General features: G+C 43.7%; 41 protein-coding genes and 1 pseudogene. 24 read left to right on the forward strand and 18 right to left on the reverse strand.

The features are described 5' to 3' along the window. Nucleotides 1–7 precede the first annotated feature (7 nt). The 16 genes from WDV74_RS07420 to WDV74_RS07495 all read right to left on the reverse strand — a co-directional run bounded on the left by WDV74_RS07420 (nucleotide 8) and on the right by WDV74_RS07495 (nucleotide 10,789). Nucleotides 8–475, reverse strand: a complete 468-nt coding sequence (locus WDV74_RS07420; protein WP_338885347.1) for a Mov34/MPN/PAD-1 family protein — start codon at nucleotides 473–475, stop codon at nucleotides 8–10. Then, nucleotides 468–2,204: a ThiF family adenylyltransferase gene (locus WDV74_RS07425; protein ID WP_047683834.1), complete on the reverse strand. Its 1,737-nt coding sequence runs from the start codon at nucleotides 2,202–2,204 to the stop codon at nucleotides 468–470. The genes WDV74_RS07420 and WDV74_RS07425 overlap by 8 nt, the downstream gene beginning before the upstream one ends. Further along, nucleotides 2,201–3,244, reverse strand: coding sequence for a nucleotidyltransferase (locus tag WDV74_RS07430; RefSeq protein WP_047683837.1), 1,044 nt, complete (start codon nucleotides 3,242–3,244; stop codon nucleotides 2,201–2,203). The genes WDV74_RS07425 and WDV74_RS07430 overlap by 4 nt, the downstream gene beginning before the upstream one ends. A 556-nt stretch (nucleotides 3,245–3,800) precedes the next feature. Further along, nucleotides 3,801–4,823 carry a tyrosine-type recombinase/integrase gene (locus WDV74_RS07435; protein WP_273571048.1) on the reverse strand — a complete coding sequence of 341 codons (1,023 nt, stop codon included), beginning with the start codon at nucleotides 4,821–4,823 and terminating at the stop codon, nucleotides 3,801–3,803. Between the two features lie 2 nt (nucleotides 4,824–4,825). Further along, nucleotides 4,826–5,044: a DUF4224 domain-containing protein gene (locus tag WDV74_RS07440; RefSeq protein WP_273571047.1), complete on the reverse strand. Its 219-nt coding sequence runs from the start codon at nucleotides 5,042–5,044 to the stop codon at nucleotides 4,826–4,828. Then, nucleotides 5,013–5,204 carry a hypothetical protein gene (locus WDV74_RS07445; protein WP_338885350.1) on the reverse strand — a complete coding sequence of 64 codons (192 nt, stop codon included), beginning with the start codon at nucleotides 5,202–5,204 and terminating at the stop codon, nucleotides 5,013–5,015. The genes WDV74_RS07440 and WDV74_RS07445 overlap by 32 nt, the downstream gene beginning before the upstream one ends. Nucleotides 5,205–5,270: 66 nt before the next feature. Further along, on the reverse strand, nucleotides 5,271–5,462 hold the full coding sequence (locus WDV74_RS07450; RefSeq protein ID WP_338885351.1) for a hypothetical protein: 192 nt from the start codon (nucleotides 5,460–5,462) through the stop codon (nucleotides 5,271–5,273). Beyond that, a complete protein-coding gene (locus WDV74_RS07455) occupies nucleotides 5,455–6,045 on the reverse strand; it encodes an HNH endonuclease signature motif containing protein (RefSeq protein ID WP_338885352.1) in 591 nt (196 codons plus the stop codon). Before WDV74_RS07455 ends, WDV74_RS07450 begins: the two co-directional genes overlap by 8 nt. Further along, entirely contained in the window at nucleotides 6,045–6,272 is a 228-nt protein-coding gene (locus WDV74_RS07460; protein ID WP_338885286.1) for a hypothetical protein, read from the reverse strand. Before WDV74_RS07460 ends, WDV74_RS07455 begins: the two co-directional genes overlap by 1 nt. Before the next feature lie 13 nt (nucleotides 6,273–6,285). Continuing rightward, entirely contained in the window at nucleotides 6,286–6,465 is a 180-nt protein-coding gene (locus WDV74_RS07465; protein WP_338885287.1) for a hypothetical protein, read from the reverse strand. Nucleotides 6,466–6,508: 43 nt separating this feature from the next. After that, nucleotides 6,509–7,003 (reverse strand): siphovirus Gp157 family protein, encoded by a 495-nt coding sequence (locus tag WDV74_RS07470; RefSeq protein ID WP_338885353.1) that lies wholly within the window; start codon nucleotides 7,001–7,003, stop codon nucleotides 6,509–6,511. Beyond that, complete coding sequence (locus WDV74_RS07475; RefSeq protein ID WP_338885354.1) at nucleotides 7,000–8,829, reverse strand: hypothetical protein; 1,830 nt, start codon at nucleotides 8,827–8,829, stop codon at nucleotides 7,000–7,002. Before WDV74_RS07475 ends, WDV74_RS07470 begins: the two co-directional genes overlap by 4 nt. A gap of 15 nt (nucleotides 8,830–8,844) precedes the next feature. Next, nucleotides 8,845–9,093 (reverse strand): hypothetical protein, encoded by a 249-nt coding sequence (locus tag WDV74_RS07480; RefSeq protein ID WP_338885355.1) that lies wholly within the window; start codon nucleotides 9,091–9,093, stop codon nucleotides 8,845–8,847. Between the two features lie 13 nt (nucleotides 9,094–9,106). Continuing rightward, a complete protein-coding gene (locus WDV74_RS07485; protein WP_338885356.1) occupies nucleotides 9,107–9,439 on the reverse strand; it encodes a hypothetical protein in 333 nt (110 codons plus the stop codon). 137 nt (nucleotides 9,440–9,576) lie between these two features. Next, on the reverse strand, nucleotides 9,577–9,753 hold the full coding sequence (locus WDV74_RS07490) for a hypothetical protein (protein ID WP_338885357.1): 177 nt from the start codon (nucleotides 9,751–9,753) through the stop codon (nucleotides 9,577–9,579). 631 nt (nucleotides 9,754–10,384) lie between these two features. Continuing rightward, nucleotides 10,385–10,789 carry a helix-turn-helix domain-containing protein gene (locus WDV74_RS07495; RefSeq protein WP_338885358.1) on the reverse strand — a complete coding sequence of 135 codons (405 nt, stop codon included), beginning with the start codon at nucleotides 10,787–10,789 and terminating at the stop codon, nucleotides 10,385–10,387. Between the two features lie 107 nt (nucleotides 10,790–10,896). On the opposite strand from WDV74_RS07495, the gene WDV74_RS07500 reads away from it, so the two are divergent. The 16 genes from WDV74_RS07500 to WDV74_RS07575 all read left to right on the forward strand — a co-directional run bounded on the left by WDV74_RS07500 (nucleotide 10,897) and on the right by WDV74_RS07575 (nucleotide 18,191). Next, the gene (locus WDV74_RS07500; protein WP_338885359.1) at nucleotides 10,897–11,118 is read left to right on the forward strand and encodes a YdaS family helix-turn-helix protein; all 222 of its coding nucleotides are present in this window, start codon (nucleotides 10,897–10,899) and stop codon (nucleotides 11,116–11,118) included. Between the two features lie 61 nt (nucleotides 11,119–11,179). Next, nucleotides 11,180–11,641 carry a toxin YdaT family protein gene (locus WDV74_RS07505; RefSeq protein ID WP_273571035.1) on the forward strand — a complete coding sequence of 154 codons (462 nt, stop codon included), beginning with the start codon at nucleotides 11,180–11,182 and terminating at the stop codon, nucleotides 11,639–11,641. Between the two features lie 15 nt (nucleotides 11,642–11,656). After that, complete coding sequence (locus tag WDV74_RS07510; protein ID WP_338885360.1) at nucleotides 11,657–11,824, forward strand: hypothetical protein; 168 nt, start codon at nucleotides 11,657–11,659, stop codon at nucleotides 11,822–11,824. A gap of 9 nt (nucleotides 11,825–11,833) precedes the next feature. Continuing rightward, the gene (locus WDV74_RS07515) at nucleotides 11,834–12,904 is read left to right on the forward strand and encodes a conserved phage C-terminal domain-containing protein (protein WP_338885361.1); all 1,071 of its coding nucleotides are present in this window, start codon (nucleotides 11,834–11,836) and stop codon (nucleotides 12,902–12,904) included. Between the two features lie 51 nt (nucleotides 12,905–12,955). Beyond that, nucleotides 12,956–13,387, forward strand: coding sequence for a hypothetical protein (locus WDV74_RS07520; protein ID WP_273571032.1), 432 nt, complete (start codon nucleotides 12,956–12,958; stop codon nucleotides 13,385–13,387). 65 nt (nucleotides 13,388–13,452) lie between these two features. Next, nucleotides 13,453–14,214, forward strand: coding sequence for a phage antirepressor KilAC domain-containing protein (locus WDV74_RS07525; protein ID WP_338885362.1), 762 nt, complete (start codon nucleotides 13,453–13,455; stop codon nucleotides 14,212–14,214). A gap of 14 nt (nucleotides 14,215–14,228) precedes the next feature. Continuing rightward, nucleotides 14,229–14,408 (forward strand): hypothetical protein, encoded by a 180-nt coding sequence (locus WDV74_RS07530; RefSeq protein ID WP_273571030.1) that lies wholly within the window; start codon nucleotides 14,229–14,231, stop codon nucleotides 14,406–14,408. 2 nt (nucleotides 14,409–14,410) lie between these two features. Beyond that, the gene (locus tag WDV74_RS07535) at nucleotides 14,411–14,533 is read left to right on the forward strand and encodes a hypothetical protein (protein WP_338885293.1); all 123 of its coding nucleotides are present in this window, start codon (nucleotides 14,411–14,413) and stop codon (nucleotides 14,531–14,533) included. Beyond that, the gene (locus WDV74_RS07540; RefSeq protein WP_338885294.1) at nucleotides 14,520–14,660 is read left to right on the forward strand and encodes a hypothetical protein; all 141 of its coding nucleotides are present in this window, start codon (nucleotides 14,520–14,522) and stop codon (nucleotides 14,658–14,660) included. Before WDV74_RS07535 ends, WDV74_RS07540 begins: the two co-directional genes overlap by 14 nt. After that, a complete protein-coding gene (locus WDV74_RS07545) occupies nucleotides 14,653–14,988 on the forward strand; it encodes a hypothetical protein (RefSeq protein WP_338885363.1) in 336 nt (111 codons plus the stop codon). Before WDV74_RS07540 ends, WDV74_RS07545 begins: the two co-directional genes overlap by 8 nt. Nucleotides 14,989–15,062: 74 nt before the next feature. Then, nucleotides 15,063–15,341 carry a type II toxin-antitoxin system RelE/ParE family toxin gene (locus tag WDV74_RS07550; protein ID WP_338885364.1) on the forward strand — a complete coding sequence of 93 codons (279 nt, stop codon included), beginning with the start codon at nucleotides 15,063–15,065 and terminating at the stop codon, nucleotides 15,339–15,341. Further along, entirely contained in the window at nucleotides 15,341–15,628 is a 288-nt protein-coding gene (locus tag WDV74_RS07555) for a HigA family addiction module antitoxin (protein WP_338885295.1), read from the forward strand. The genes WDV74_RS07550 and WDV74_RS07555 overlap by 1 nt, the downstream gene beginning before the upstream one ends. An 88-nt stretch (nucleotides 15,629–15,716) precedes the next feature. Continuing rightward, nucleotides 15,717–16,310, forward strand: coding sequence for a DUF1367 family protein (locus WDV74_RS07560; protein WP_338885366.1), 594 nt, complete (start codon nucleotides 15,717–15,719; stop codon nucleotides 16,308–16,310). A 16-nt stretch (nucleotides 16,311–16,326) separates the two neighbouring features. Then, nucleotides 16,327–16,626: a Ref family recombination enhancement nuclease gene (locus tag WDV74_RS07565; RefSeq protein ID WP_338885367.1), complete on the forward strand. Its 300-nt coding sequence runs from the start codon at nucleotides 16,327–16,329 to the stop codon at nucleotides 16,624–16,626. A gap of 34 nt (nucleotides 16,627–16,660) precedes the next feature. After that, nucleotides 16,661–17,197: a DUF1133 family protein gene (locus WDV74_RS07570; RefSeq protein WP_338885368.1), complete on the forward strand. Its 537-nt coding sequence runs from the start codon at nucleotides 16,661–16,663 to the stop codon at nucleotides 17,195–17,197. A gap of 94 nt (nucleotides 17,198–17,291) precedes the next feature. Continuing rightward, nucleotides 17,292–18,191, forward strand: a complete 900-nt coding sequence (locus WDV74_RS07575) for an IS982 family transposase (protein WP_338882223.1) — start codon at nucleotides 17,292–17,294, stop codon at nucleotides 18,189–18,191. A 195-nt stretch (nucleotides 18,192–18,386) separates the two neighbouring features. Here WDV74_RS07575 and WDV74_RS07580 read toward each other — a convergent pair whose 3' ends face one another. Together WDV74_RS07580 and WDV74_RS07585 are read right to left on the reverse strand one after the other, a co-directional pair. Then, on the reverse strand, nucleotides 18,387–18,734 hold the full coding sequence (locus WDV74_RS07580; RefSeq protein WP_273559887.1) for a type II toxin-antitoxin system RelE/ParE family toxin: 348 nt from the start codon (nucleotides 18,732–18,734) through the stop codon (nucleotides 18,387–18,389). A gap of 25 nt (nucleotides 18,735–18,759) precedes the next feature. Next, complete coding sequence (locus WDV74_RS07585) at nucleotides 18,760–18,987, reverse strand: type II toxin-antitoxin system Phd/YefM family antitoxin (RefSeq protein ID WP_273559886.1); 228 nt, start codon at nucleotides 18,985–18,987, stop codon at nucleotides 18,760–18,762. Between the two features lie 372 nt (nucleotides 18,988–19,359). Here WDV74_RS07585 and WDV74_RS07590 point away from each other — a divergent pair. The 8 genes and pseudogenes from WDV74_RS07590 to WDV74_RS07625 form a co-directional block, all read left to right on the forward strand. After that, a pseudogene (locus tag WDV74_RS07590) lies at nucleotides 19,360–19,617 on the forward strand (site-specific DNA-methyltransferase); the annotation flags it as partial. Nucleotides 19,618–19,756: 139 nt separating this feature from the next. Then, entirely contained in the window at nucleotides 19,757–20,524 is a 768-nt protein-coding gene (locus WDV74_RS07595; RefSeq protein WP_273559885.1) for an MW1434 family type I TA system toxin, read from the forward strand. A 259-nt stretch (nucleotides 20,525–20,783) separates the two neighbouring features. Next, complete coding sequence (locus tag WDV74_RS07600; protein WP_338885557.1) at nucleotides 20,784–21,098, forward strand: phage holin, lambda family; 315 nt, start codon at nucleotides 20,784–20,786, stop codon at nucleotides 21,096–21,098. Next, nucleotides 21,098–21,493 (forward strand): structural protein, encoded by a 396-nt coding sequence (locus tag WDV74_RS07605; RefSeq protein ID WP_338885558.1) that lies wholly within the window; start codon nucleotides 21,098–21,100, stop codon nucleotides 21,491–21,493. Before WDV74_RS07600 ends, WDV74_RS07605 begins: the two co-directional genes overlap by 1 nt. Next, a complete protein-coding gene (locus WDV74_RS07610) occupies nucleotides 21,490–21,882 on the forward strand; it encodes a hypothetical protein (protein ID WP_338885301.1) in 393 nt (130 codons plus the stop codon). Before WDV74_RS07605 ends, WDV74_RS07610 begins: the two co-directional genes overlap by 4 nt. A 28-nt stretch (nucleotides 21,883–21,910) precedes the next feature. Then, on the forward strand, nucleotides 21,911–22,033 hold the full coding sequence (locus WDV74_RS07615; protein ID WP_338885302.1) for a hypothetical protein: 123 nt from the start codon (nucleotides 21,911–21,913) through the stop codon (nucleotides 22,031–22,033). Nucleotides 22,034–22,917: 884 nt separating this feature from the next. Continuing rightward, complete coding sequence (locus WDV74_RS07620) at nucleotides 22,918–23,073, forward strand: hypothetical protein (RefSeq protein WP_338885303.1); 156 nt, start codon at nucleotides 22,918–22,920, stop codon at nucleotides 23,071–23,073. Then, on the forward strand, nucleotides 23,051–23,461 hold the full coding sequence (locus tag WDV74_RS07625; protein WP_338885304.1) for a KilA-N domain-containing protein: 411 nt from the start codon (nucleotides 23,051–23,053) through the stop codon (nucleotides 23,459–23,461). The genes WDV74_RS07620 and WDV74_RS07625 overlap by 23 nt, the downstream gene beginning before the upstream one ends. The last annotated feature ends 136 nt before the right edge of the window (nucleotides 23,462–23,597 follow it).

A 23,597-nucleotide genomic window follows, 5' to 3' on the forward strand; every position in this document is an offset into this window, starting at 1 on the left:
AATAACCTCAAAACTCGTATCGGTTAAAAATTTCCCCATCAAAATAATAAAGTGCTTTTTTTTCGGTACCTACTATTATAAAAAAAAGCTGGCGATCTTTATTACGCTTTAAGCATGCTTTCCAGTCTTTGATATCAATCGACGAGGCGTGGGGGTTAGGTTCTGGATGTGTATGCCACGTACCAAGATAAACAAGCTGACCACCGGAACTTTCAAATAACGCATTAACAATCGCCTGATGTCCTGGATCTTTCAAAGTGAAACTTCTTCTTGAGTGGATATCTTGTTCCTTTGGTTCAGTGATTTCTGATATATGATAGTATGCAAAATCAATACACTTAGAACCTATCAACACCCCGAAAGCTTCATGAGCATCTGGGTCTATTTGTCGATACTTCTCCCACATACTTATCACTCCTTTCCGAATAAGTACCTGAAGCTCAGAAGAAACCACTTCAATTGATAAATCATCCATTGCAAATATCGCATTCATTGTTATATAATGATAAAATTTCAAGTGAGCGCGTAAACGCATAATATCTATCACTAACTAAGAAGCCATTATCAATAGCCTCATCAGCTTGTCCTTTCCAGCTCACTTTTGAAGATTCGTTCACTCTTTCCAGTAGATATTTAACTGCCAAATCCGCAGCAATTAATGATGTTTGTGTTGAGGCTATATATGTATAGGGTAGAAAAGCATCACCACAACCGGCGTGATTTTTTGTTATATCTTGGTTATGCTTTAAAAAGTTAAGATTAGATGCAAGCCCTCTTGAAAGATCTTTTGGGTTTACATATGCACAACGTAGACAACCAAGTTTACTCGGTATATCTAATGTAGCATGTCCTCCGATTCCGTAACCTTCAACCCATGAGTTAATCATCGGTACCTTAATTTTTTCTTTTAACAAGTAATCATGGAAAAGTCGCTCATGTGTTGGTGAACCGATTGCGATTATAATGAGATCATATTTCGTAAGAAAATCTCGTGATCTCAATTGTAATAGCGTTAAGTTTTTCGCATTGATACTTAACCAAGGATATTTGTGAGTCAGACTTGCCGACAATGAACTAACTTTAAGATAAGATACAAAATTAATTGGTAGAATATGTCGATATAAGTTTTCCAAAGTAAAATAATCTATATCACATAATGTGATATGACCAAGACCTGATGCTGCAAGTTTATCAGCGATATCCCCCCCTACAGATCCACACCCTACTAATAGCACTTTTTTGTCTTGTAGGCGTTGCTCAGCCCCACTTCGGGGCATAAGTCTCTCTTTGTTAAATAACGAAACTTTTATTGCTTTAAGTTTCCAATCCTGCAAATTAGCACCAGTCAAAGGTAAATGTTTTTTTCCGTTGACAGAGCTTTTTAGGGAAAAATGAATTCCGAACCATGTTCTTCCTGATGAGGTATAACCATTAAAAATAACCCAAATTTCACGGACACGCTGTTGTCTATATTGATTTTTGAGTTTGAACAAAACATCTGCATGTAAGGATGACAACACTGATAAGTACCATTCACCAAGTTCATTTTCCGTCCATGGAGCTGGTATAAGTTCATTCAGTGGTATGATATAACCCAATCCATCTGCCTGATTCCTTTTTTTCAATTGGTTAGCAAGCAAAGAAATTGTATTCTCTGAAGACCAATTTACCGGATGTCCCAAATAGTATGTAGCAAGCCCCATTTGGACTCCCGCCCGTGGCTTTAAAACTTTTAGTATTTCTAATTCACTACTTTCAGATAGGCATATGAAATTACTTTCTGTATTGCCAATAATACTCAGCCAACCAGCCTGAAATTCTCTCAGTAATTCTTGTTTATTCCATTCAGGTTCCATTAACGCACGTGTTAATAATCTAATATGCCTATTAAGAGATTCGATAAAAGCCAACTCAGGTTTTTCATAATTCACAGACACAGAATCTGGCACATTGACACAGATAGTTGCAAGATCAACATCCTGAAAAACAGTAGTATGGGCTAATCGATCAAAATGTGAAGGTTTGTTGAGCAAGAATTCTGGCATTTGATAAAGCTCTCTCACATAAAAATGGAGTAACTCTACCTTATGATCCCCAATTTTTTGCTCAACTTTAAGTGCATTGATTTCATCGGAGTTGTAAGCAACTGCGGATACACAGTACCCGCAGTTAGTTAAACATTCCTTAATAAATGAGTAGTTCATGCGCCTTGTGATGTCCCTACCGCTCCAGCGGTTGCAAAAACAGTTTTTGCACTCGAAGATCCTGTAGAATTTGAGGATGTAGATTCTGGAAAGTCTTCGCCAAATACACTACGAAGCAGATCACACTGTTTTGATTCATTTTCTTCATTTGCAGTTTTATCAAGAATATTCAGTAGTGATCTCAGTTTGTTACGGAATTGTGTCCCAGTATTAGTACTGCTTTTATAAAAAATATCTCGCCGAGGACTGACTGGCAGTAATACTTTGACTTTATATATATCCTCCTCCACTTCGGTGAAATAGCCACCATAGTTTAGTATGCCATATAACGTTGTCCTAAGTGCTAATAAATCATCAGGAAAACCCTCCGTATTGACTGAAGATTGAAATTGTTCCTTCACCATAACTGCGATACCAATGGAGAAAATTTTCTGACGTACTTCTTCTTTAAATTTGAAATTTCTCCAGCGCTTCAAATAACGAACAATACGGCGGTACTGAGCAATTTTTTCAGATTCATAAAATCCATATTTGTCGGAACGATTAATCCAGTCGATTAATTCATGAGGTGCTGCTGTGGACCATTCCCTATTGTTTTCATCGGAATGCCTCTTACCAATAGCAAGTTCATACTGCTCATTTTCATATCGACGATAAACAGGTATATCGATATGCAAGTTTTCTGTTTTATAATCAGCTGTCACACAAGGCTTTTTAATTTTTGCATTCTTAAATTTCCTGTTTTCTAGCACTTCTAGTACAGCTTCCTTCGGTATGATTGGGTTATCAGGAGCCAAACTTACTTCGATGACTATTGCTCGATCTATATCGAAATCCTGGCCTTTTTCTTTAATAGCAGTATGAGTTGCTAGTGATCCCTGAATGAAATCTTCGATGATAGGATAACCGTCTTCCTTAAAACGAGCTTTAATATCTTCTGTGATACTATCATCCTTTGAACGAGCATTTTTATATTCTGGATCCTTACGACCTAATTTGATTGCTTTATGGAATGTATTAAACTTGCTTTGAATACTCATTGTAGCTCCGCATTTGTTGTGAACGATTGTCATATTGGGCAGACTCGTTTACTTTTCAATGGGAAAGCAACAAAAAAATAAATCCAACCTTATTGGTATTTAAAATATTGTGATTTGCATCTTAAAATTATTAGAAATATTATTTTCTGAATGTTATTTATGTGCCACATGATACCAACGTGTTTATGCTGTTCATTGATACAGGTGAATAATGCTCTCATAAGCATTAATAGGTATCCTGTGATTGAGTATTAAAGATTAAGCTTTACCATATATATAGCCTGTATGTATAGTCATGATTTTTATTAAATCAATTAGTTAGATAAATAAACAAGCACAAACAAACGAGGGGCATTAATAGGGGCATAAAAATAAATTACAAAAATAATTTTTAATATATTCAATTAATTACATTTATTTACTAGTCCCGCCCTGGCACCAAATTAAAACTTGATGTAAAACATCAAGTTAGGGAACAGAAAAGCCACCGTAAAGGTGGCTTTTTTTCATGACACAAATCACATTCCTAATAAATTCCTAATATCCTTTCCTAATATTATCCCGTGTGTTGGCCGCCAACAACCGGAACCACTTCAATTTTTCTGTTGTATCTTGCGGTCTGGGTAATGTTTTTATGACCCGAAATTACCTGTTTTTCGGCCAGCGTACCTTCCAGATCGGAGATGCCTTTTGCCTTTAAGTCGTGAAAAGTGAAATTAAAATCCAGATGAGGAAATGCCTCTTTTGCGGCGGCTCTGGCTTTTTTCCAGCGGCTGTTAAAACCATCGCGGGTATATTTATGGCCTTTGGCCTGACAAATTACATACAGGCTGACAATACCGGGATCAGTTATGAGTGTGTTACTCAGCTTCACCACATTTTCTAAGCGTTTCGTCCAGGCTTTAATTTGTTTTTTGCCGGTTTTACCCTGGCGAATAAAGATCCCGTTTTCCATTAGCTGGGCGCGGGTGAGTGACAGAACATCGGCTTGCCGCGCACAGCACAAGTAAGCCAGCTCCATCGCTACTTTAACGACAGTAGGGGCAACGGAATAAAGTGCATGATATTCCGCATCCGTGATATACCGTTCCCGCGCTTTTTCCTTGTATTGCTGCACGCCTTTACACGGATTACCTTTGACCATTCCACGCTCATAGCCCCACTTGTAGACCCGGGACAAGAAAGTTTTTTCGCGGTTGGCCTGTGTCCTGCTCTTCAGCCCGCGTTTGTCCATATACTTTCTGACATGCTCAGGTTTCACATTGTCCGGTGCCATTCTCCCAAAAACAGGGATCAGCTTGTTGGCATATTTCCGATAGTCTTTTTTGGTGTCTGTCGCCAGATCCTGAAACGTGGCTGAAGCCAGGAATTGTTTGATTAATTTTGACACGGTGTTTTCCTCGCGTGACATGTCACAGATAATTTTTTCATACTCCGCCCAGATAACTGAAAGCGGGGCGTCCAGAGGGCAAAGGGAAATCGATCCCCCTCTGGCTGGATGAAATTCAAATTTGGTTTTTCCCCGATAGACCCGTTTGGGTAACTTGGCATCGGCGGCGTTCTTCCTTGTTCTGGCCATAATTACATGTTCTCGAAATCGGGCTCTTCGGCAGGCTTAGAGTAACGGGTGGCAATCATGGGGTGGTTAAAATGCTTCCAGGTTGTTCGGGGTTTACCGTCTTGGCGCGTAATAAAGAAAATGCCATGTTTGGCCAGTGCCTCGCATTGTTTGGAGGGAACTTGATACCCAGTCAATTCTTCCATTTCTTCATCGGTGATAATGTCGCAGTGGTTTTTCATGGTCTTGCCTCATCATTGATAAAATGAGCAGATCAGCGGTGTCACAAGCGCGGGTAATCTCTGCCTGATCACAGGGCGCATTTTTGACGCTGGCGGCTAATCGTCCCAGTTTGATATCGAAGTCAGTTAATAGTTGTTGTCCCGGTTGCCAGGGTTGCATGATGGTGCTCCTTTCGGTGGATGTCCCATCATGCTATGCATTACGTGACCAGATTTCTGATTAGGCTTAATCAGGTTTACGGGTGAGGAATAAACTGTCGGCCTCTGCCTTCTGGTGGTTGTCAAGCGGCTCGATTTTGACTTCGGGCGGGAAGTCATAAAAGACGGCGCAGCGGCGGTCAGTGATGACTTGGCCGCTTGTTCCATCAGGCAGGGTAAGTCTGATGGGCTGGTAACGTTTATGTTGATGTTTAAGCATGGGTCTTGCCTCTTGTTTTCTCTCTAATGGCCATCTTTATCCGTGCGAGCTGAACAGTGGTTGGTTTGTATTCAGCGGGGGCATTTGCATAGTACCGGTTAATGACCGCATTCTCTTGTTGCGATATCAGCATCAGGTTTTCAATCGCACAGTTTTGTTTATCGTCATCGATAAATTTAATCACGCCGCCTTTGGGGATCTGGCCATGATGTTGTTCCCAAACTACCCGATGTTTCAGTTTCCATTTATTGGGTTCAGCCACTTTTATTTTGATATAACCGTCCTTAGTCACGGCTTCACTGCCAATAGCCAGAGAGTTATGGGGACGGTTATTTTTCTTAAATGATCCTGAATTTGAACCGGTTAACCCTTTTGCGCCTTTGTTGGCCGGAGTGTGACCTTTCACAAAACAACCGCTGCGGCCTGTTTTTAATCCCAATCGCTTTCGCAGTGCATTAATGGCATCAGGGGAACGAATCACATTAAATTGCCGGTTAAAGGCGACGGTGAGATTACCCAGCCGTAATAGATAATGTTGCCGCATCCAGGCTTCCATTGCCGGGGTATAGACAAAATTCGCCATTATTTCACCTCCAGATATTTGGGCGCGGACTGAATTTCGTTATCACCCAACATCTTTTGCACCGTAAGTGCCAGTTTGCCGTTTTCCACAATTTGGTTGGCGACAGCCGAAACCGCCTTTGAACGGGCAATTTCGTTTTCGAGTTCTTCACCTTTCAGCGCTTCATCAGAAAGGCGTTCTAACTGTGCAAACAGATGATTATGCAGATCTTCCAGATTATTTTTCATCGTACTGTCCCTCTCAATGTAATTGACCATGACGGTGGACGGAATTCAGTTGGCCTACCAAGGCCGTTTTCAGTTGTTCCAGGGCGGCCTTTTCCATGGGGGCAAAATCTTCGGTTTTGTCCGCCGACCAGGTCACTTCGCACTGCCCGATTTCTTCGTTATAAAAGATACTGACTTCAAGTCTTGCTGCCATTATGTGCTCCTCAATGCCCGAATCATCGGGCATAAATTGATGGTTAACGAACCTGCAAACTTCTTTCCCCGATTTCGAGATGTGCGCCCGGTACGGTTTCACCGCGTTCGATAGCCGCCTTAATCGCTTTCTTGTCCGGTGCGGTGATGGTCTGCACATCCACTAATTCATCGGGCAATAACATCTCATTATCGATAATGACTCTGGCGATACCCTGACGCGCACTGAAGGTATTTTTCGTGGTCATCAGGCTGTTCAGTTCGGCTTTGAGCAAGCAATCCAGCACATATTTCTTGAGGTGTTTGACCTGACTTTCAAAGGATTTTTTGCGCTCAGTGAGTCGCCTGGCCTCATCGTCCAGCGTTCGGGCCTGCCCTTCAAGATTGCGGACATGGATCATGATGGTATCCAGTTTGTCACCTAACTCACCCTCAAGACCTTCAAGGGTATCGGCGATGGCTTCCGGTGAAAATTCACCGGCTGCTATCAATTTTTGCAACTGATCATAGTCGGCGGCTAATGCAATCGCAGTGGTCATGAGTTTGCCTCTTCCAGTTTAGATAAACAGTCTTTTTCGATTTCAGTTAAACGGCGTAAGCGGCCTGATAGATAGCGTTCATACTCTTTGTCACCGAGTGACTTCGCGTTCTTGAGATGCACGTCGATTTCACGGGTCAGTGTGGATGCAATGCCCCTCAGCTCATTTTTAGTGATCGCCGTTTTCATGGTTTCGGTGTTGCGTGCAAACTTCTCGTCCAGCTCCTTACGTAAACGGGTGAGATCTTCGGCTTTATCACTGGCGGCTTTGATACCGAATTCAATTTTGTTTTCAGCCAAGTATTCTGGGTTATCGTGCATCCCCATAAAGACATCGGCGCTAAACCCAAGCATGGATAAGGCTTTTTTGATGGCGTCTGTCAGGGATTTCTTAAGCACTTCACCGTCTGCTTTTGGTCCATAATTTGATTGGTAACGATAGGGTGTCGCGCCATAACTGATGAATGATGCACGTTCGCCATATTCATCTGCGTACCAGAATAAAATCTTGATAGAATGGTTCTGGGTAAAAATTAATGAGCCATCACCATCACGCAAAAAACGGGTGGCTATTTGTTTATTACGCTCATCCAGAACGGGTTCAGTCATGGGAATGCCGTCGATAGATTTTTCTTCCAGAATGTCATAGCCCCAGCCTTTACCAATTGGGCCAAATATTTCAGTGGCTCGCATCAGCATATAGTTACTGTTGATGCTGGTACCGCTATAACCCATCCCTTCCAGTGGCTTGGTAAAACGCGGATCGGTACGCTGAACCGCTTTCCAGATACGCAGATTGGCCTGCTGTTGATTACCCTGTGCCTTGATGGTTTCTTCGAGCAGATCGGCACGGTGCTGGAAATTATCATTACTGGCGTTCTGGCCACTGACTGGCAATAATGGAGTGATTTCATCATTGGCCGCCGTTTTGGGTGCGGTTTCCTCGGTTTTTGGTGCCGCTTTCTCAGTTTCTGGTGCAGCTTCCTCGATTTCTGGTGCGGCTTTCTCAGTTTCTGGCGCTATTTCTTCGGTTTCCGGTACAGTCTCCTTTTTGGCTGGTTTGGTCTTTCTGGTTTTACGGGGTTTAGTTTCGCTTTTTTCTGCTTTCATTTCGGGTGTTGTCTGGGTTTCAACTTCACTGACAGTGCCGTTCTCTGCTGAGGTTTCTGGTATTGATGCCGGCTCGTCAGGCGCATCCTGTAATTCAGCGATGCGGGTATCACTTAAGGCGTGGTTCAAAAATGCCTTCATGGTGTTAAAGCTTCTCAAAAACTCAGGGCGCCGTTTACCTTCGCGAACTATCTTGAAAATTGTTTCGCGTGGGATAGATAAAGCATCCGTTCTGATACGAAATGTCATAGACCACCAACGCCATGTTTTATCGTTGTCTGCAATGAGTTGTTTAGCGGCCGTCAAACTGTGTGACATAACCGCCCAGCAATGAAAATCCCCGTCCAGTAATGCCAGCGCGATTTCTAAATCCAGGGTGGCATAAGTATGAACAAAATCACGTTTGTTAATGGCTGGGGTTTGAGCCGGTTCGAGGCTTTTAGCCTGCCAGGTTGTGCCATTGAATTCATATTCAGTCGCAAACTTCTCATCAAATTTACCCACGGGGGGGCGAGGGGAGCCGACCCGATCTTCACAAATAATGGGATTATCGGTGTTAAATTTATCCATATCATCAGGATAGAATTCACCTAAATTCACAATGGCCATGGCTTTCGCCATTTTGATGGAATTGGCTTCAAGCGCGATGGCTAAAGATATCGCACCGCCCTGTTGAGCCGCTGGAGTCGGCTCAAATACACAAACGTAAGTTGTCATGGGTCTTGCCTCTTGTTAATTGCCTTTTTTAGCTAGTTTGATGGCTCTTCGAATGCCGGCTTTGGGAAGCCGAACAGTGGAATAAAGATCCTTGACAGGATTTGAGTAAACCATCCCCGTTGTCGGGTAATATTCCACCCGCCGTTTTCCGCCAAGAATAGAAATATGGGTTACCCCTTTCATAGAATCACTGTTATTTTCATGCTCAACGGCCGCTAAGCCTGCATCCAGAATCATTTCAATCACGTCATTGATGTCTTGCATACTTCACCCAGGTTTAATAAGGAAGCTCCATATCGGAAGCGGAAACCGGTTTACCTTCAATGCATAAGAGCGACTGGATGTGGTCTTCAATCCGGTTCACTTCTACCTGCGCATGGGACAGTACTTTTTCTTTTTCAGCCTTAAGTGCGTCGATCTGCGCCTGGATGAGATTAGACTTATTAACTGACGGGAGCGTGATTTCCACGTCATGCTGAGAAACTAATGCCCCCCAAAAGGTAGTGTTCACAGGTTCATTGGTGAACGTGGTGAACTCAATCTGTCGGTCAAAACCTTCTTTGGCATACACATAGAGGGTAATTTTGAGAGTCTTGGGTTGTGCTTTCATAGCAACTCCTATATATTGTCGTGGATCGATGAGTTATCATTGGTCTTGCCTCTTTGAGCGGATTGGTCTCCGCTCTAAGAAACCCGGTAGCTTTGGTCGGCGACCCGGGGTAAAAGAACCCACTTCGGTGGGTTTTTTTACGTCTGTTGTGAGTAATTTAATGTTTGGTGCAATTTTATTTCTTGCTTAAAATTTATGATTTGCTCCATAGCATCTTTGGCTGTGCTATTAGGTGATACAGCACATGTCAAATATTCAATAAGATCGTCAAGAACAGCATCAGATTGTAATTTTGCCACTTCATCAGCTTTCATTTTTTAATTCTCCTAACGGTTTTGAGTCTGAACTAAAAGGTGCTGGTTACGCTATCCAGCGTCGCTTTACCCTGGTCAAGGCTGACGACCGGTTTAGTTGCCTCTTTGGTGCATCACGCTAATGGTGATTGGTCTCTTTCTGACTGTATCCCCTGGTGTTGAGATAAAAGTCAGTTGTCATCGAGTGGTAATCATGGCAGGTCGCGATGAGTGCTGCGGTTCTCCTCCTCCATGACAACTGAAACTGCAAATTTGGTCTTGAACACTTAACCTAAACGGCTGCTGTGCCGTATTGTCTGAGCAAATCATCTACCTCTTCATATGCCGGTAGCGGCTACTTCGTGGGCGTCCTGCCTGTTTGCTGTTGATGGTTTGAATTAAACAATAAGTTGATGAATGTGTCAACATAATTATCAACTAAAAGTTTATGCGTCGGTTTTTTAGGTTTTCTAATAGGAAAAATTTAAAGCGGTTATTTGCTAAAAAGGCAGGCAACAAGGCCACTAATTAGGAGGCCTTGTTAATACGAGAATATTTTGTGGAACGATTAATAATTTTGGTGAGGTGATGATATCAACTATCTGAAAGGCAATTTTTTAGGAAAGTAAAAAATATTATTAAATACAATAAATTATGCTTTTTTATTTTGCCTTTTATGTAATAATTCATCTAGTAAGGTATCATAATACCGTTTTTTCTCTTCAAGAGTTTTTAGGAGTTGATCGGCTTCACTATCAGGTAACTCATTAAAGAGTTCTAATAGAATTTTTTCTCGTGGAGAAAGTGGTCGCTCTGGTGTGTCATTTGGTCCGTCTACATCGCTATCCCCTAATATCCAATCTACTGAAACCCCAGCGTGTTGAGCTAATTTTTGAGCTGAACGTTTACCTATATCACCTCTGTTGAACCAATTATTAACCGCTTGTGGGCTAACACCAGCGATACGGGCCATATCTGCTTTAGATATACCCTGTTGATCCATAAGTTCGTTAAGTCTCGCCAGTACGGCGGCATTGTTTTTTAAATTGTCTTTCATCTTGACATTATAAACATAATGTTTATATATATAAATAAACAAACAGTTGACAATTGGTATCAACTAATTGTTTAATAAATGCACGTAAGCAGATTAGGAGAAAAATAGTGACTGCATTAAAACGCGCAATTGAAATTGCTGGTTCAGCGAAAGCTTTAGCTGAAAAGCTAAATGTTTCTCAAATGACTATTAGTTATTGGATACATCGTTCACATGGGATTGTTCCTCCGCAAAGAGTTATACCCATTTATAAAGTAACTGGAGTAACACCACATGAGTTACGTCCAGATTTATACCCTAATCCTAAAGATGGATTACTTGAAGTGTAGCTGATAACAAAGATCAAAAACTGATTTTCAATAATCAACATTGCGACAGGAGACGCAAATCGTGGAGCAAGATATCAATACGCTCAGAGCCGAAGTTGAGGCTTGGGCCATGGAGCGAGGGCAGGAGCATGTAGCCATTGAAGTCAGTCGTATGTATTTCCTACTAGGTGCGGGTTGTTCTCACCATCGGTTACGTCAGATTGAGGACGCAACAGGAAATGCTGACTGGAAAGCGATAAACAATAACCGGCAACAAATTTTTCGCTGGTTGCGCAGTGATTCGAACGCAGCACAACGCAAGATCACGGAACTGTTACCGGCCATTGAAGCGGCATTGCCGGCAGAACGGCGGGCGAAGTTAATGAACGAAGAGAGCCTGAATTATCTCGCGTCTGTTGCGATCAGGGAATTTGCTGCCGCCATAAGTGAAACCCTGCTTGGAGGGCGTGACATGTCACACCGTATAGCCATCGCGGTATCTGCGTTAAATGCCATTGAACCCCGTTTGACCAACGTGCATTAACGAGAGGCAAGACCAATGATGAAACCCATCGATAAGATCACTTATCGCAATGGCTTTCGCCGGAACGGTAAGCCTGCCACTTTTGAGGAAGTGTCAGAAATTTATGAAGGCCGCAGGGAAGCGGCGCTGACAGCTTGGGAACAGGGCAAAAGACAGAAAAATGGCAGAGCCAAAAATAAGTAAGGGCGTGATATGAATTTGTTATTGTTAAAAAGCCGCCCACTAGTGGTTATCCCTGAGTTGGCCATGCGCCTGGGATTGAATGAGGCCATTATTTTGCAGCAGATCCAATACTGGCTGACAGAAACGTCGTCGGGTATTGAGGTCAATGGCTGCCGCTGGATCTACAACACGGTCGAAAAATGGCAAGCGCAATTCCCGTTTTTTTCCGAATCCACCATTAAACGAGCGCTGGCAAATTTGAAAAAGCTGGGTGTGTTGCGGATTGAGCAAATTAATAAATCCAGCCATGACCGGACGAATTATTACGCAATCAATTATGAGCACCTATTGTTAGCCGATAAGGTCAAAATGCCCCCATCGAACAACGCAAAAGAAGACCATCGAGCGGGTCAAAATGACCTTATCGACAGGGGCAATTTGGCACATTCCAACGGGTCAGAATGCGCCGTTCTGAATGGGTCAAATTGGCCTGATCTTACAGAGACTACAACAGAGATTACTACAGAGAGTACAACAGAGACTAACGTTTCTTGTCAGGTTCCGGTGGAACCCGACCACGATCCAGCCCGACAGGTCTTGGTTTATTTCAATCAGGTGACCGACTCTAACTACCGTGATGGCAAAACCACGATGGGGTATATCCGAGCGCGATTGAGTGACGGTTATACGGTGGAAGACCTGAAACTTATTACGGATTACCTGACTACCAAGTGGCGGGAAGATGGCAAGATGCGCGATTACCTGCGCCCGAAGACCCTGTTTGGCCCGGAGAATTGCACGGAGTATTTCGATAAAGCGTGCAAGTGGGACAAAGCGGGGCGTCCTGCCTGTGTCAATGGCCGTTGGCTGAAAGCCGGAGAAACCGCCATCACCATCGATACTGTGGAGCGCGATGCCACGTTCCAACAACTGTTTTCAACCGGCTGGACACCGACGAACCGTATTCAGGAACTGGCAGCGCAACTTGCGCGTAAAGCGGGTTTGGGGCGGATGAGTGAGGTACCGGCATTGGCTGCCTGGCGTGGGATCTGGAAACAGGCCGCGGAACAGGCGGCGAAAGAGCCGTGTTCTGACCAGTAACTAAAACACTTTCTGACCAAAAGCGGATAAACAAAAACGAGGTAAGACCCCATGAACAACGAAAACGATGTCAACAAACTGATCCTGGATAACCGTCATATTGTTGATGATGGCTGCGATCACACTGACCGTATTCTTGATGATTTAAATCAAGCAGCACGGGCACGTAGTCGCCAGCCTTACCAGCCTAAGCCGAAACTCATTCCAGTGGCAAAACCTGTGACAGCAGCAGAACCCAGCATCAACATTGGGAAGCGATTTAACTATGGCCAGAATATTGTCCGGGGCATGTATGAACTCACTCGGCTCGGCAGAACAGCAGAGTACATCGCCATTTTGCTCCGTATGCCACTGGGCGATGTCCAGCGGGTGTTATTACGTAAAACGCCCGTTCAAAAGACAGTCTACAAACAGGTGATGACAGCACCTAAACCGATTGAAAAAGAAGTTATCAAGCGACTTTCAGCGGAATCGAGGGAATAGCCGTTTTTTTAAACATGCCTGAATGACTGGCGTGATGTGATGTAAGACTCAACAAAGGAACCCGTATGTTAAATGTTATCGATAAGAAAACCTTGCCCGTAATCGCAGGCGTTGAAATCACCACCGATGCGGAAGGACGTTTTAATCTGAATGCGCTACATAAGGCAAGTGGCAGGGAAAAGAAACATGGCCCAAGTTATTGGCTAGCACTTGAGGGAACTATCCAATTAATTTCAGAATTGCAAAACCAAACTACCGAGATCACGGTAGTTAAAAAAGCAGGGCGCACAGGGGGGACTTTCGCTCACGAACTTTTAGCTATCGAATATGCTGGCTGGATTTCCCCAAAATTCCGTCTGCAGGTTAACCAAACCTTTATCGACTACCACTCAGGCAGGCTGACAACACCACAATCGGTTTTACCCAATGCTAAACAACTGGCGCTGATGGTCATTCAGGCTGAAGAGGAGAAAGAGCGGCTTTCGCTGGCGGTGAACCAGTTAGAGCACCAGATCTTTGAAGATGCGCCGAAAGTTGAATTTCATGACAAAATCTCTGCGTCACATGGTTCCCTCAGCATTGCGCAGGTTGCTAAGGTTTTAGGTACAGGTCGAACCCGTTTGTTTGCATTCCTGCGACAAATCGGCTGGGTCACCCGTCGCAATGAACCGTATCAGGAAAAAATACAAGCAGGCTTGATGGATGTGAAATTAGGTCGTTGGGAACACCCGGAACGCGGCATTCAGGAATGTATCACGTCACTGGTGACGGGCAAGGGATTAATTAAATTACAAAAACTTTGGACATTGAGAAATCAGACTCACTGAGAGAGGCAAGACCAATGAAAACATCAAACAACTTTTTGCATTACCTAAAAGACGAAGTGATCGGTTACTGGGAAATTCTGACCGATGAAGAATTCTGGCTCCATATGCTCGCCTTGTTCCTGCTGCTGACCTTTCCGGTTTCACTGCCGGTGATGGCGTTGATCCGGTTTGTTTACGACTGGCTGGGAGAATAACGATGGATAAGCAATTAAACACGGAAAGCAAGGTATACACGGCGGAAATCGAGCTGACAGGGTTTATTCTCTACGGTAACGCTGATCTTCGGGCAAGTGGGCGCATTTACCATGATGTTAGTTAATCAATGCTGGTCTGATGGCACTGAAATCATTACGTCATTGGTTCAGAATATTCATTCCTTTAATGCTGATGGTTTTATCCGTACCCGCAATTCGGTTTATAAGCTCAGGAAATCCAATCATGGCTAAATCCCCCGCAGAACGTAAAGCCGCCCAACGTCAGCGCCAGCAGGAGGCTGGCGTTACCAAAATAGAATTGCTCCTTGATAATCAGGAATTGGCGATGCTGAAGCGTAATTGTGTGTTACGTAGACCGGGCAGGGAGCCTTACGATGTCAATGAATACCTCACGATGTTAATTCGAATAGATGACCGTTCATTAAAACAGCAGATGGCTGAGCTACAGGAACAATGCTGTGGAAAATGTGGTGAGTCTTTACCGGTGGCTGAATGCTGTTTTTCGGGTGAAGCCGCGTGTTGGAATACATTGGGCTGGCATACGCTGAAACTGGTATGATAAATTTAGTGTTGCGTATCACGCGGCATTTTGTATAATGCGTTACACGCAACACCCCAAAGGCATAAAATGACATGATAAAAAGTTTTAAGCATAAAGGGCTGAAGAAATTCTTTGATACCGGCTCGACTGCAGGTATTGATGCTAAACAAGCAAAGAAGATCAGTTTGCGTTTAAGTGTTCTCGATTTAGCCAAAGACATAAAAGACATCGATGTGCCGGGTTTCTTTTTGCATCCGTTAACCGGTGATAAAAAAGGGCAGTGGTCAATCACCGTCACCGGAAACTGGCGCATCACTTTTGAATTTATTAACGGTGATGTTTATGTCGTCAACTATGAGGATTATCACTGATGAGTACGATGTATAATCCGCCCCATCCGGGCGAGCTAATCAAAGAAACGATGGAAACCTTAAACATGAGTGCCAGGGCATTAGCGAAGGCACTGGAGGTTGCCCCTTCTACGGTACAACGGCTGATTAGCTGTCAGTCGCATGTTTCCCCAGAAATGGCGGTTCGTCTTTCTGTGGTTATCGGCAGTGCCCCGCATGTGTGGCTGGGAATGCAGAATGCCTATGATATCTGGCATATTAAGCAAAATCTGGATACGTCCCGCTTGCAGAAATTGTCGGTAGCATAACGGATTGTAACCCGCTAAAATTATTCCATCGGCCTGAACACCCGAACCTAAACCGAAGCTGCTGTGCCATGACCTCAAAGGATCAAGAATGGCGCAGCATAGTTTTATCAAAATTTCCGACGACACGCTGAAACCGGCTACCCCAGCGGCCAGAGACTACCTGCATTTCAAAGTGAAATGTGGCGATGTGCTGTATGCGGATTTCAAGAAAGCCCGTAACCCGCGTTTCCACCGCAAATATTTTGCCCTGTTGAATCTTGGGTTCGAATACTGGGAACCCACGGGCGGCACGATCTCCCCCGAAGAAAAAGCCCTTGTGCGCGGCTATGTCCAGTTTCTGGCCCACTTCGCTGGCAGTCAGGATGCCTTACAATCGGCGGCTGATGAATACCTGTCTGGCCTGTCGAAAAACCGTGCTCATAACATCACCGCCACCAAATCCTTTGATGCCTTCCGGCGCTGGGTCACGGTGGAAGCCGGGCATTACGACACCTATGAAATGCCTAATGGCAGCCTGCACCGGGAACCCCGCTCTGTCAGTTTCGCCAAAATGGATGATCTGGAATTTCAGGCACTCTATAAAGCCACACTGAATGTGCTGTGGAACTTCATCTTGTACCGCAACTTCCCGATCCGTGATGCCGCCGAAAATGCGGCTGCACAGTTGTTTGATTTTGCGTGAGGAAGAGGCAAGACCAATGACCAACAGTGAAAAACAGTGGCTGTCGGATGTGGCCTCTTTAGGTTGTATTTGTTGCCGTAATCTGGGGTTGGGGGCGTCGCCGGCGGAAATCCATCATGTGCGAACAGGGCAGGGGATGGCACAGCGAGCCGATCACTTCTCCGTGCTGCCGTTATGTCCCCGCCACCATCGGGCCTGTTATCCCACAGGATTCCATGCGGCACCGAAAACATGGCAGACGACTCATGGGACAGAAATTGAATTATTAGCACAGGTTAAAAGGGAAGTAGAAGAGGTACGGCTATGTCGGGTGTGAATATATCAAGCAAGATGAAGGCAAGGGGCGCAGAATGATTTATCCGGTAACATGTGGAAAAGGTGACGAATATCTGAGGTTGCGTACCCTTGAAAGTGTTTGGATTCAAGGACGGTTGAAAATGTGGGGACGTTGGTCTGTATTTAGTCAGTCACCTCAAGCAGCAGGTATATTTTCCCGATTACTGGCTGATACTGTTATCACCAAAAGATCTCTTCAAGCAGCCCTTAAAAAAATAGAACAGGCAGGAATATCTAAACAAGATCTCTTATTATTTTTTGAAGAAATGAAAGAAAAGCAAGCAATCAGCAGTCTGATGTTCTGTACAGACACGGAAGGTTTAAAAATGAATTATGTTATTGGACAAGTATTTAAAAATGACAAAGGGCTTTTGAATATTATTAAGGAACGGTATTGCTATAAGAAATCAAAATATAAGATAGCGGTTGAAATGAATAAAAGGCATCCTGAAATATCATTAAGAACTTGCCAAAACCGTGTTAATGCTTGGTTAGGGGTAGCTGAGTTTATGCTTTACCGGCCAATGTGTGATGAATTCGAAAGAAATTAACGCGATGCTCGACTTTTATGGTGAGTTGAAATGACATAGCCGCTCCTTTATAACTTTAAGTCGCCAAACTGAGAGAAATAAAGGAACAAAGGCTATGTCACAGCAAGATTTTATCATTTGGGTGTTTTGTTGGGTAGACGATAATTTAACGGCGTTACAGCAAAGCTCTCGATTCAGAAGCCGGGGATACCCACCTAAGCTGAGCGATGCGGAAGCCATCACGATGGAAGTGGTGGGTGAATTCTTAGGCTTTTCAACGGATAAAGGAATTTGGACGTACTTTCGTGATCACTGGTGCGAGTGGTTTCCGGGACTGGGTTCACGCGCCAATTTTGCTAAACAGGTTGCGAATCTTTGGGCTGTTAAACAAAAGCTGCAAGAAAAGCTGGCGAGGTTATTGGGTGCGTTCGATAGGCCGGTACATATTGTCGACGGATTTCCGTTGCCCATCTGTGGATTCAAAAGAGCGAAAGGCAGTGCCAGCTTTAAAGGACAAGCTGATTATGGGTACTGCGCCGCCAAAAACGAAACTTACTACGGCTTTAAAGGGCATCTCATGATAGATGAAATTGGCGTAGTAACGGGATTCACATTGACGCCCGCCAATGTCAGTGAGCGTGAAGCGGTCTGGGACTTGACTAGCCCAATAAAAGGCTGTTTGCTCGGCGATAAAGGTTATTTAGGTTTTGAATTTCAAGAGGAAATGAAGCAGTCGGGTATTGAAATGATAGCCCCGGTGCGTGCCAATATGGATGACCCAGTCCCCAGAGAAACAAGAAAGCGCATTAATGCCAAACGGCGCTTAATTGAAACCGTCATTGGTCAACTCGCTGGGCAATTTGCTATCGAGAAGTGCTGGGCACGGGATTTGTGGCATTTGAGTAATCGAATAGCCAGAAAACTGCTTTCTCATACACTGGGTATTTTTGCCAATTTTAAACAAGGTAAAAGTCAACGCGACTGGCTTCAACAAGCCCATGTTATAGGGAGCTAAAGTTGAGCATCGCGTGAAATTATCATTACTCGAATAAAGTTTGACTTTTTTGCCGAAGAAGTTAATATTTTCATATACGCTTCGCGAAGCTATACCCGCAAGCAGCGAAATGCAGAAAAGAACCCGCCTAAGATGCGGGTTTTTTGATATGTAATATCATGTTTTACTTTTAATAGTATTAGCATCTAATCCGATTTAAATGTGGTACTCAATCATGCGTTTTAGAAGTAATGCCTGTATATCTTGTCTTTGATGCAGAACGACGTGTACTACTACATCAGTTTCTGAATCGACTGTGTAAAGGATTCTATATCCGTTTTTTGTACTACATTCACGATATTCCATCACACCGACTTTACTTAACTGAAGAGAAATCGGGCAAGATAATGGAAAAATGCTGACTTTACTTTCGAATTCTGAAATCAGATCGTTAACTATAGGTAAGGGATCAATATCTTTAGACCGTAAAAAATTTGCAATATCTTTAAGGCTATATTTTGCGGTATCAGTGTATTTTATTGTTACAGTTGTATCTTCAGGCACTTTTCCTCCTAGTTATTGATAAGTATCAAATACTTTCCAACAACTGGTCACGCGAGTGTAGCTTTCCTGACTGTTTGTCTTTTTGAGATATCGCCAGCAATTTTAGTAACGCGATAGCATCGTCTCGCTGTTTGCGATCCTCAAATGATTCAATAACGTAAGCAGGTAGGCCATTCTGGGTAACCAGTATTGGCTCCGATAGTTCAAGCATAGCGGCATGCTTTTTTATATAACTTATTGTTTCTATTTTCATTTAATTACTCCTATTGTAAGAAAGAATCTTACAAAGTTATTGACGAAGAGTTACCGCTTTTACGTTTGCATTGGCTAATAACGATAGGCTTCATTCAAACTCATTGACGAAGAGTCGCCGTTTTTGCATTTGCTGACAGTAAGCTTCGTGCTGACATTAAGAAGATGTCAGATACGTTCGGCACTTAAGCCGCTTTGTGATTTCAAATATTGTCTAATTTTAATTCCAAATTCCGCTTTGGAGTCCGTTAGTAACGGATGAAGACTAAATTTAGACTATATTTAGTTCTTTTGCAAGGTGTTAGTAAAAAACACTACTTAGATTTTTCACGTCAGTATAAAGAATTATGACAGGAATATGATTCATGTAACTTATACCGATGTCTGGCATTTTGTTCCTGTGCAGTATTATCCCGGCAAACACCCCTGCGAAAAGCCGGCTGACCTGATGGCACATATTATCCAGTCCAGCAGCCGTGAAGGGGATATGGTCGCCGATTTCTTTATGGGGTCTGGGGCAACACTGAAAGCGGCTTTGAAGTTGAATCGTCGCGTGTTGGGTGTTGAACTGGAAAAAGCGCGGTTTAAGCAGACGGAGCAAGAGATCAACTTAGAGTTGACCACTCAATAAGGCACCATCGTCTATCAAATTTTATGCCTATCGATAGGGAAGATATCGTTGAGATAAAAATTTGGCTTAAATAAAATTTCTGGTTATTTAGCAGCGGAATGAAATGGCCTTTATTAATTCATCGTTAAATGAGGTGCTTATGTCTGAAGTTAATAATCCAGAAAAGCAGTGCAAAATTATTCCCGCACAATACAAGATTAACACAGTAACCGCGCCTGTCGGCTCTTGTCCGTGGGCGATCATACAGGTGTACCTGGGAAATAAATTACACCGCAGTGATTGGGATGCGCCGGGTGAACACATGCGTCTGACGTCTCAATCATCAGTTGATGAACCTGTTTATATAGAAAAGAGCAATAAGCATGGTGAATGGTTTCCTTGGCAGCCCACCCCCGATGACCTGATGGCATGTGACTGGCATCTGGTGAACTCAGGGGTAAAACCACAGCCTGCTGATTGTATGCTGAGCTTTGATCTTGCAGTGGATACGGGATCTTTTTCTAACAAAGATCAAATGTGGGGATACCTGGCTGACGCTGAATTTGAACCTGCTGGTGAACATCTAGGTCCTTTCGGTACATTGATTAACCTCCAAAATAAAACAATTATCACAAAATTCTCGTTGTTCGTATGGGATGGGTTAAACCAGAAAATCTTTATCCGAGTTTCTTCGGATAATAATCAAGACGGTTATCAGAAGCTGGTGGATTTATTTAAGAAAAGCCTCACGATAACGGTGGACGGCGTCGCTTATCAATTGGGTGGCAGTATCGACAGCCATTTATTTGGTAAGCACGAATACGAGTTTATTGGCGAGTATGATAACAGTGATGCCAAAAAGTTAGGTAGTCTATTGCAACAACCAAATGCAGGCAATCCGCTTCCTTACTGTTTCAACTGGAAATAACTCGCCTCAATTTACACGTTGAGTTTTGGGCTGCGCTTCATTTGGCGTAGCTTTTTTATCGCCACTTTCCGTTTTTGCTCCCTCATTTGAGGGGGGAAATAAGAAGTGGCCATCAATTCATTAATCGAATTTGCCACCGCAATCACTCACAGAACCTCAGTATCGCTATTGCGGCTGGCAACCCACTTACTACAACTCACAGGGGCGAACCTATTTCACCCCACGGACGCCCATTATTCTAATGGGGTGGAATATGAAGATGAAAGAAAATCCTGATTTATGGGCTGACATGTTAAATGGCCTAAAAAACTCGTGGCCGCAAATATCCGGCTCAGTGTTGGCAATAGCCATTTGTTACGGCCGACTAATTTACGACGGTGTGGAACGTAAGAACCGCTGGGTAGAGGCGCTGCTTTGTGGGGCCTTATCATGGAGTGTATCCAGTGGTCTGGAGATGTTTGGCATTCCTATCAATTTTGCACCGGCTATCGGGGGCGCCGTTGGTTTTATTGGCGTTGAGAAAATACGCGAGTTTGCTGTTCGTGCGATTAACAAACGGTTGGGGGATAAATGATGCCCAGAGGCATTGGCAATAACAATCCGGGCAATATCCGCCACGGTGACCAATGGCAGGGACTGTGCAGCAGGCAGACTGATCAGTCATTCTGTCAGTTTATTGCACCAGAGTACGGTATTCGGGCGATGATCAAGATCCTGCGCAATTACGTGAAACTCTATGATGACAGGACCATCCGCCAATTTATTTCCCGTTGGGCGCCACCGAGTGAGAATGATACCGAGAGTTACATCACCTATGTGAGCCGCTCAGTCGGTATCGATAGTTGTGCAGTGATTGATGTTAACGATCAGCGTGTTATGACAGTATTAGTCAAGGCGATGATCCAGATGGAGAACGGCCAGCAACCCTATTCACCGGAGACGTTCGAACGGGCGTTTGAGTTGCTATGAAATGGCAATTGAAATTTGGCGTTGTGATTATAGGTATCGCGCTGATTGGTTATGCTGCACACTCCGTCTATTCGGTATATGCAGAAAACGGTCGGCTGGCGAGTGAAAATGAATCACTGACCCAGCAGAACCAGCGCCAGCAGTCCATCACCGATAACGCCTACCACTCTATCAGGTTATTCAATGACATCTCACGCATTAATAGCGAAAACCGACAGCGGTCAGCCGTGGATTCTGAGAAAACGCAGGCTGCCATCAAAACGGTTGTTGTCAATCATGATTGTGCCCATCGTACTATTCCTGATGGGGTTGTTAGCCGGTTGCAGCAGCACACGAACCGAATACGTTCAGATTCCGCCAATACCGATCCCGGCGCATCTGCTCGCTGACTGTCAGCCGCCTGCAATACCGGACAAAATGACATGGGGTGACAGCCTGATTTTAAATGAACGGTTATTGACGGTGATTGAACAGTGCAATCTGGATAAACGGGCGATACGGGAAATTGAAGAGAGCACCCCACCACCTCAGAGCAAATAATACTGAGGTGGTGGGGTGCATTCAGATACAGTGTCAAGTTAGTTGTGATTAAATTATCGGGTTGGGGGATATCCATGCATTACCCAATTTAATACACTTTGTTCTACTAAGGTGTTTTTAGTTGGATAGTCAAGGCTATTAATTGCAGCACCATATATTTGTTCAGTATGCGCACGCTGGGTATAATCAGCTAGCTGCTTAACCCTCTCACAAAAGCGTGAACTGTTAAACGCTGTGGTGGACATGTATGGAAGTACATCTTGTCGGTATCTATTAATAGTTATATTTATGGTGTGTGGACATTGTGGACATAAAACATATTTAGCCATGGCACCAGTAGCTCCGCGACCATGCTCCGACATGAATCCCAAGCAAGCAAGATAGGATCTTATAAAAGTATAAGAGCAAGAAGTGCCCCATGCGTCGTTAATTGTTTGATTTACACGTGTGGCGATTTCACACCGCAGAGAAATAACTCCATTGCGTCGGTATTCTGATACAAATCCATGCGCGACTAATCTTTCAAAAAATTCGCGACAGTTCATAAGAAAAGGCTCCCTAAGAAATCTTTGCATTCAAAAATATCTACCCATCCTCAACCAATAACAAGCGAATAATGCTTAACAATTAGTTACTCACTGAAACTAAACCCAATATTTCTCTATCCATTCCCTGAGTGACTACAGAAATAACCCATGCTGCCACCCGTTCCTATCGCGTACGGCTGGTGGCATTTTTTATATCTGAATTTCACCGCGCATTCGTACGCGCACATCTAATCCGAGAACCTTCCAGAAAGTGAGCCTGAGAAAACCGCTAATAGCGTAGTTGTCTCGGGGCGGCCTTTCTGTACGAACAGGTTCACTTTCTATAAGGAACTACGCATGAAAACACTGACTTTGTTTAATACCCCTGTCCGCATCAATGATGATGGAATGGTTTGTTTAACTGACATGTGGCGTATAGCTAAAGCCAGAGTCGAAGCGGGTGATAATGATTTCTTGGGTGGCAGGGATATTGAAAAACCTTCGCCCAAGTAAATTCAAACGACTGGAATCAACTCAATTATTTATCAAGGAGTTATCTAAATGGGATTCAAAAGCCCATTTAGAAACTATACAAGGAAAGCATGGCGGTACATTCGGAAGTCGATTTGTTGCTTATGAGTTTGCTGGTCATATTGATCCGGCATTCAAAGTTGGTGTGTATACCGTTCTTGATAAATATTTCTCTGGTGAATTGATTTCAGTAGCGAGTTACATGGCAGAGGCAAATATGGCTGCGTACACCTACAACCAAGAAGCTACAATTGTCAGCGATTGCGCCCGCACTCTTAATTATTGGGGAAGAGGTGGACGTAAGGCTCATTTGCTCGATAACAAGAAACAAGCGGAAAACAGATTACAGCTCGCCATGCAATATAAATAACAGGCAGGCTCTAAAATTGGAGCCTCCTCAAAATTGAGTGGACTGATTTCATTAGTGAAAATGGGAATGCTGTCGAGGTCCTCAGTTTGGTGACCTCGGGGTATATCGATATCGATACTCCTTTGTGTCGGGGTAT

This window comes from Xenorhabdus sp. TH1 (assembly GCF_037260955.1).
GTDB lineage: Bacteria > Pseudomonadota > Gammaproteobacteria > Enterobacterales > Enterobacteriaceae > Xenorhabdus > Xenorhabdus griffiniae.

Coding starts and splice junctions, on each gene's coding strand:
- WDV74_RS07420 (WP_338885347.1), bottom strand. CDS start 475: ATGGATGATTTATCAATTGAAGTGGTTTCTTCTGAGCTTCAGGTACTT.
- WDV74_RS07425 (WP_047683834.1), bottom strand. CDS start 2,204: ATGAACTACTCATTTATTAAGGAATGTTTAACTAACTGCGGGTACTGT.
- WDV74_RS07430 (WP_047683837.1), bottom strand. CDS start 3,244: ATGAGTATTCAAAGCAAGTTTAATACATTCCATAAAGCAATCAAATTA.
- WDV74_RS07435 (WP_273571048.1), bottom strand. CDS start 4,823: ATGGCCAGAACAAGGAAGAACGCCGCCGATGCCAAGTTACCCAAACGG.
- WDV74_RS07440 (WP_273571047.1), bottom strand. CDS start 5,044: ATGAAAAACCACTGCGACATTATCACCGATGAAGAAATGGAAGAATTG.
- WDV74_RS07445 (WP_338885350.1), bottom strand. CDS start 5,204: ATGCAACCCTGGCAACCGGGACAACAACTATTAACTGACTTCGATATC.
- WDV74_RS07450 (WP_338885351.1), bottom strand. CDS start 5,462: ATGCTTAAACATCAACATAAACGTTACCAGCCCATCAGACTTACCCTG.
- WDV74_RS07455 (WP_338885352.1), bottom strand. CDS start 6,045: ATGGCGAATTTTGTCTATACCCCGGCAATGGAAGCCTGGATGCGGCAA.
- WDV74_RS07460 (WP_338885286.1), bottom strand. CDS start 6,272: ATGAAAAATAATCTGGAAGATCTGCATAATCATCTGTTTGCACAGTTA.
- WDV74_RS07465 (WP_338885287.1), bottom strand. CDS start 6,465: ATGGCAGCAAGACTTGAAGTCAGTATCTTTTATAACGAAGAAATCGGG.
- WDV74_RS07470 (WP_338885353.1), bottom strand. CDS start 7,003: ATGACCACTGCGATTGCATTAGCCGCCGACTATGATCAGTTGCAAAAA.
- WDV74_RS07475 (WP_338885354.1), bottom strand. CDS start 8,829: ATGACAACTTACGTTTGTGTATTTGAGCCGACTCCAGCGGCTCAACAG.
- WDV74_RS07480 (WP_338885355.1), bottom strand. CDS start 9,093: ATGCAAGACATCAATGACGTGATTGAAATGATTCTGGATGCAGGCTTA.
- WDV74_RS07485 (WP_338885356.1), bottom strand. CDS start 9,439: ATGAAAGCACAACCCAAGACTCTCAAAATTACCCTCTATGTGTATGCC.
- WDV74_RS07490 (WP_338885357.1), bottom strand. CDS start 9,753: ATGAAAGCTGATGAAGTGGCAAAATTACAATCTGATGCTGTTCTTGAC.
- WDV74_RS07495 (WP_338885358.1), bottom strand. CDS start 10,789: ATGAAAGACAATTTAAAAAACAATGCCGCCGTACTGGCGAGACTTAAC.
- WDV74_RS07510 (WP_338885360.1), top strand. CDS start 11,657: ATGATGAAACCCATCGATAAGATCACTTATCGCAATGGCTTTCGCCGG.
- WDV74_RS07515 (WP_338885361.1), top strand. CDS start 11,834: ATGAATTTGTTATTGTTAAAAAGCCGCCCACTAGTGGTTATCCCTGAG.
- WDV74_RS07520 (WP_273571032.1), top strand. CDS start 12,956: ATGAACAACGAAAACGATGTCAACAAACTGATCCTGGATAACCGTCAT.
- WDV74_RS07525 (WP_338885362.1), top strand. CDS start 13,453: ATGTTAAATGTTATCGATAAGAAAACCTTGCCCGTAATCGCAGGCGTT.
- WDV74_RS07530 (WP_273571030.1), top strand. CDS start 14,229: ATGAAAACATCAAACAACTTTTTGCATTACCTAAAAGACGAAGTGATC.
- WDV74_RS07535 (WP_338885293.1), top strand. CDS start 14,411: ATGGATAAGCAATTAAACACGGAAAGCAAGGTATACACGGCGGAAATC.
- WDV74_RS07540 (WP_338885294.1), top strand. CDS start 14,520: ATGATGTTAGTTAATCAATGCTGGTCTGATGGCACTGAAATCATTACG.
- WDV74_RS07545 (WP_338885363.1), top strand. CDS start 14,653: ATGGCTAAATCCCCCGCAGAACGTAAAGCCGCCCAACGTCAGCGCCAG.
- WDV74_RS07550 (WP_338885364.1), top strand. CDS start 15,063: ATGATAAAAAGTTTTAAGCATAAAGGGCTGAAGAAATTCTTTGATACC.
- WDV74_RS07555 (WP_338885295.1), top strand. CDS start 15,341: ATGAGTACGATGTATAATCCGCCCCATCCGGGCGAGCTAATCAAAGAA.
- WDV74_RS07560 (WP_338885366.1), top strand. CDS start 15,717: ATGGCGCAGCATAGTTTTATCAAAATTTCCGACGACACGCTGAAACCG.
- WDV74_RS07565 (WP_338885367.1), top strand. CDS start 16,327: ATGACCAACAGTGAAAAACAGTGGCTGTCGGATGTGGCCTCTTTAGGT.
- WDV74_RS07570 (WP_338885368.1), top strand. CDS start 16,661: ATGATTTATCCGGTAACATGTGGAAAAGGTGACGAATATCTGAGGTTG.
- WDV74_RS07575 (WP_338882223.1), top strand. CDS start 17,292: ATGTCACAGCAAGATTTTATCATTTGGGTGTTTTGTTGGGTAGACGAT.
- WDV74_RS07585 (WP_273559886.1), bottom strand. CDS start 18,987: ATGAAAATAGAAACAATAAGTTATATAAAAAAGCATGCCGCTATGCTT.
- WDV74_RS07595 (WP_273559885.1), top strand. CDS start 19,757: ATGTCTGAAGTTAATAATCCAGAAAAGCAGTGCAAAATTATTCCCGCA.
- WDV74_RS07600 (WP_338885557.1), top strand. CDS start 20,784: ATGAAAGAAAATCCTGATTTATGGGCTGACATGTTAAATGGCCTAAAA.
- WDV74_RS07605 (WP_338885558.1), top strand. CDS start 21,098: ATGCCCAGAGGCATTGGCAATAACAATCCGGGCAATATCCGCCACGGT.
- WDV74_RS07610 (WP_338885301.1), top strand. CDS start 21,490: ATGAAATGGCAATTGAAATTTGGCGTTGTGATTATAGGTATCGCGCTG.
- WDV74_RS07615 (WP_338885302.1), top strand. CDS start 21,911: ATGACATGGGGTGACAGCCTGATTTTAAATGAACGGTTATTGACGGTG.
- WDV74_RS07620 (WP_338885303.1), top strand. CDS start 22,918: ATGAAAACACTGACTTTGTTTAATACCCCTGTCCGCATCAATGATGAT.